General features: G+C 75.5%; 5 protein-coding genes. All 5 read right to left on the bottom strand.

What is annotated here, in order from left to right; all coding sequences use genetic code 11:
* Positions 1–1,165: acyl-CoA dehydrogenase family protein (locus GA0115240_RS28505; protein WP_093741067.1), on the bottom strand; the 1,165-nt coding region annotated here is incomplete at its 3' end.
* On the bottom strand, positions 1,162–1,407 hold the full coding sequence (locus GA0115240_RS28500) for an acyl carrier protein (RefSeq protein ID WP_093741064.1): 246 nt from the start codon (positions 1,405–1,407) through the stop codon (positions 1,162–1,164). The genes GA0115240_RS28500 and GA0115240_RS28505, both read right to left, overlap by 4 nt.
* A gap of 4 nt (positions 1,408–1,411) precedes the next feature.
* A complete protein-coding gene (locus GA0115240_RS28495; RefSeq protein WP_093741062.1) occupies positions 1,412–2,875 on the bottom strand; it encodes an alanine racemase in 1,464 nt (487 codons plus the stop codon).
* Positions 2,868–4,394: a class I adenylate-forming enzyme family protein gene (locus GA0115240_RS28490; RefSeq protein ID WP_093741060.1), complete on the bottom strand. Its 1,527-nt coding sequence runs from the start codon at positions 4,392–4,394 to the stop codon at positions 2,868–2,870. Before GA0115240_RS28490 ends, GA0115240_RS28495 begins: the two co-directional genes overlap by 8 nt.
* Positions 4,391–4,677, bottom strand: a 287-nt coding sequence (locus GA0115240_RS28485; RefSeq protein WP_202451836.1) for a phosphopantetheine-binding protein, incomplete at its 5' end; no start/stop codon positions are given. The genes GA0115240_RS28485 and GA0115240_RS28490, both read right to left, overlap by 4 nt.

Genomic DNA, 4,677 nt, shown 5'->3' with positions numbered 1-4,677 from the left:
CGGCCAGCCGCAGCCGGTCGTTGCTGTAGTTGAGCGCCGCCGAGCGCAGGTCGCGCATCGCGCGCTCCAGGCGGACCGGGGAGTCGCGCAGATAGCCGTGGCGCAGGCCGACCGCGTCGATCAGCTCCTGGACGGCGGCGTGGCACTGCTCGGACGCGGTGACCTTCAGACCGTTGACCAGCAGCTGCGTGCGGGGGCGGGTGAGGTCCGTCTCGGCCTCGACGACGTCCAGGGTGTGCCACAGCAGGGCGTCGACGGCCTCCAGCCGGTGCCGGACGCTCGCCAGCCGGGTGAGCAGGAGTTCGGAGTCCAGGGACGCGCCGCCCCGGGTCTTGGGGTCGCGCAGCAGCCTGACCACCCGGGACAGCGCTCCCTGGGCGGCGCCGAGCCACGACGCGCTCCATCCCAGGTGGGCCAGCGGTCCGAAGGTCGCGGCGACGACTTCCCGGAAGCGGCCGTGCTCACCGACCACTTGGTGGTCGGGCACCAGGCCGCGCAGGTGCAGGGCGCCGCTGTGGCTCGCCCGCATGCCCAGCGGGTCCCAGCCGCCGGCCGAGGCGATGTCGAGCTGGTCGCGGTGGGCGTAGACCAGTGACACCTCGTGGTCGGCGCGCGCGTGCGGGCTGCGCATGGTGACCAGGAAGCCGTCCGCGTACGCCCCGCCGGTGACGATGGGGGCGAACCGGTCGAGCAGCAGGAAGCCGTCGCGCTCCTGCAGTTCGGCTGTCGAGGTCAGCAGGGCGCCGCCCTTGCCGGATTCGGTGGTCACCGATGCGAGGTAGACGCGTCCGGCGCCCAGCTCCGGCAGGAGTTCGCCGCGCAGCGGCCCCTGGGCGTGGCGGACGACGGCGGCCGCCTGCTGGCAGTGCATGGCGAAGATCATCGCCAGCGACATGTCCTCGCGGCCCAGCCGCACGGTGGCGGTGAGCACGTCGCGCAGTCCGCCGCCCAGCCCGCCGTCCCGGGTGGGAACGAGCAGGCCGAGCAGCCGGGTGCGGCGCAGCGCGTCCAGCGCGTCGACGGGGAAGGCGGCTTCGGCGTCGGTGCGGTCGGCGTGCTCGGCGGTCACGGCGGCGACGTCCGCCACCAGGCGGTCCAGCTCCTCCGGTGCCAGGGCGGCGGCCGGCGGTGTGGCGGCCGGCGGCGTGGTCAGGCCGGCCGTCATGCCACCGCTCCGGTCCCGGCGGCGGAGACCGCCTGCCACAGCGATCCGGCGGTGGCGAAGGTCTGCTCGTTGAGGGCGTCGTCGGGCAGGCTGACGCCCAGCTCGTCCTCGATGGCGAAGAGCAGGTCCACCGACTGCATCGAGTCCAGGCCGAGGTCGCGCAGCGGGGTGCCCTCGGTCAGTGGCTCGTCGCCGAGCAGGGGCAGATAGCCGCGCAGCAGGGTCTCGAAACGCTCGTCCATGGTGTCAGTCCTCCGGGTTGGGGTGAAGTGGGGTGGGTGCGGCTCCGCCGCGGCCGGCCGGGGACCGGTCGGAGCCGGCCGGGGCGGGCGGGGCGGGGTCCGGGCGGGACAGCTCCAGCCGGGACACACGCGGGGGTTGGTCGCCGTCCACGGCGACCTCCAGCGGCGCGGGGTGGCCGAGGAACGCCAGCAGGCTGGCGGACAGGCCGTACGCGCCCACGTTGGGGACGGCCAGCAGGTCGCCGGGGCGCAGTGGCGGCAGCGGCGCGCTGCGCGACCAGGTGTCGAGCGGTGTGCACAGCGGGCCGGTGACCAGGGTGGGCCGGGTCTCGCCGCGGCCGTCGGTGTCCCGGGCGTGGCCGGCGGCGCCGAGCAGGGTCGGGTTGAGCGGGGGCAGGCGCCGCAGGCCGGACATGCCGCCGAGGTGGTTGATGCCGGATTCCAGGACCACCACGTCCCGGCCGTGCGAGGTCTTGGCGTCGAGCACGCGGGTGAGCAGGGTGCCCGCGGTTCCCACCAGGTAGCGGCCCGACTCGAAGGCGATGCGCGGCCGCCGGGCGGGCCAGCCGGCCGCGGCGCGGTCGAGCAGCCCGGCCAGTCCGGCGCGCAGCCCGCCGAGGTCGCCCGCTTCGCCCCCGTGGGCGAACGGCGCGCCGAAACCGCCGCCGAGGTCGAGGACGGACATCCCGGCGGTGTGGGGCGCCAGGGCGGCGGCCAGTCGCCCGGCCGTCGCCAGCGACTGGCCGAACTGGTCGAGCAGTTCGCCGACCCCGGGGAGGTTCGTCCCCATGTAGAGGTGCAGTCCGACGACGCGTACCCGCTCCCGGTCGCCGAACCGGGCCGGCTCGTCGAGTACCCAGCCGGTGTCGGCGCCGAACTGCGAGGCGACCCCGGTCATGGCCAGGCCGTTGCCGGGCGAAGGGCGGTCGTCGTTGACCCGCAGCAGGGTGTCCACCTGTGCTCCCGCGGCGGCGGCCAGCCGGTCCAGCTGGTCGAGGCCGACCGGCGAGTCCACGCAGAACGCGCGCACCCCCGCCGCGAGTGCGGCCGCCACGTCCTGGTCGCGCTTTCCGGGTCCGGTGTAGAGGATCTGCCCGGCGGCCCAGCCGGCCGCCAGCGCCGCCGCCAGTTCACCGGGCGAGCACACCTCCGGCAGCGTCCCGGCCCGGCGCAGGGTGCCGAGCACCTCCGGGTGCGGGTTGGCCTTCAGCGAGTAGTAGAGGTCGGACGGCTCCGGAAGCGCCGCGCGCAGCCTGGCCACGTTGGCCCGGATCTCGGCGAGGTCGTAGACGTAGGCGGGCGTCTCGACGCCGGCCCGCAGCGCCGCGGCGACCGCGGGGGCCGCTTGCGCGGAGGCTGCCGGCAGCGGTTCCGGCGACACTCCCGAGGTCGTTCCAGGAAACTTCTCCGGTGATTTCTCCGGCGCCGCTTCCAGCGGCCGGGCCGGCCGGGCGGTGGTCTCAGACATGCTCGGCCACCGCCGTCACGAGCTCCTTGCGGTCCACCTTGCCGTTGCGGGTCAGCGGCAGGGTCGGCACGACGACGCACCGCCGGGGCACCTTGAACTCCTCGATCTCGTCACGCATGGCCACCAGCACCTGCGGCGGGGCGATCGCGCCGACCACCACGAGCACCGCGGTCCGGCCGTCGGCCGGCGGCAGCACGGCGGCCCGCTCGACGCCGGCCACCCGCAGCGCGGCGGCCTCCACCTCGGTGGCGCTGACGCGGAAGCCGCGCTCCTTGTAGATGTCGTCGAGCCGGCCGACGAAGTGGACGTAGCCCTCCTCGTCGAGCCAGCCGTGGTCGCCGGTGCGCAGTTCGGGGAAGAGCCCGTCGCGCAACGGGAAGCGCAGGGCGGTCAGTTCCGGGCGGCGCCAGTAACCGGACATGACGTTGGGGCCGCGAACCACCAGCTCGCCGATCTCACCCGGCGGGAGCCGGTCGCCGTCCGGTCCAGCCGCGAAGATCTCGGTCCCGGGCAGCGCCCGGCCGCAGGTGCCGGGGTGGTCCAGGTCGGCGTCGGGCGGGTTGATCGCGGCGCGCTTGCACTCGGTCAGGCCGAACATCAGCTGGACGCGCAGCGTCGGCACCGCCGTCCGCAGTTCGGTCAGCGGCTGCGGCGCCATCGCCGCCCCGGTGTTGGTGAGCAGGCGCAGCCGCAGGCGGTGACCGGGGGCGCGGCGCAGCAGCCGGGCCAGGGTCTCGGCGACCGCCGGGACGGAGGCCAGCACCGTGGCGCCGGCGTTCTCCACGTTGCGCAGCAGGGACGGCCCGACCTCGGCGGGCAGTCCGAGCCGGATGTGCGCGCCGCTCGCCGCGCCGAGGAAGAGCTGGTAGAGGCCGTAGTCGAAGGACAGCGGCAGCGGGCAGTACACGACGTCGTCGGGCCGGTAGCGCAGTTGGCTCTGGATGGCGTGCACGGCGAAGACCGCCTGCTGGTGTGTGCTGACCACCGCTTTCGGGGCGGCCGTGGTGCCCGAGGTGTAGATCAGGCACACCGGGTCCACCGCGAGCGGCGTCGCGGCGGCGTCGACCGGGGCGGCCGCCTCGGTCGCTGTCGTGCCCGCGGCCGGCGGCACATCGGCCAGCGGAACGTCGGTCAGCGGGACGTCGGCCAGCGGCACCGCGGTGATGCCCCGTTCGGCCGCGGCGGCTCGTGCGTCCGCGTCGGCGGCGACCAGCAGGACCGGTTCGGCGTCGTCGAGGACGTGGGCCAGGGCCCGGCCGCGCGTCTGCTCGTGCAGCAGCGCGAACGGCGCGCCGAGCCGGGAGGCGGCGTAGGCGAGTACGGGGACGCGGATCTCGGACGGGGCGACGATCACGACGCGTTCGCCCCGGCGCACGCCCAGCCCCCGCAGCCAGGCCGCGGCGGCCGCGCTGGCCCGGGCCAGTTCGCCGTGGGTGAGGGACTCGGTGGTGGTGGACACCGCCGTGGCGTCCGCGGAGCGCCGTGCGGCGTCGTCGATGAGTTCGTGCAGAAGGGTCATGGCTGCTCCTGACGGGCGCGGCGGACGATGCGGCACAGGGAGTCGATGTCGTGCAGGTTCTCCGGCACGAGGTCGTCGGCGTCGAAGCTCACGTCCAGCCGGTCCTCCAGCCGCTCGACGATCTCGACCATGCGGAAGGAGCTGAAGCCGGGGATCGCGTTCAGTGCCGCTCCCCCCAGGACGCGCTCGGCGGGGACCCGGAGCACGGCGGCGGCCTCCTCCGCGACGGCCGCGCGCAGCCCGGCGGGTGCGGCGCCGTCCGCTCCGGCGCCGGGCGGGGCGT

The sequence above is a fragment of the Streptomyces sp. DvalAA-14 genome (genome assembly GCF_900091855.1).
GTDB lineage: Bacteria > Actinomycetota > Actinomycetes > Streptomycetales > Streptomycetaceae > Actinacidiphila.
The sequence above is the reverse complement of the archived record's forward strand: the minus strand, read 5'-3'. Positions and strand labels throughout refer to the sequence as shown.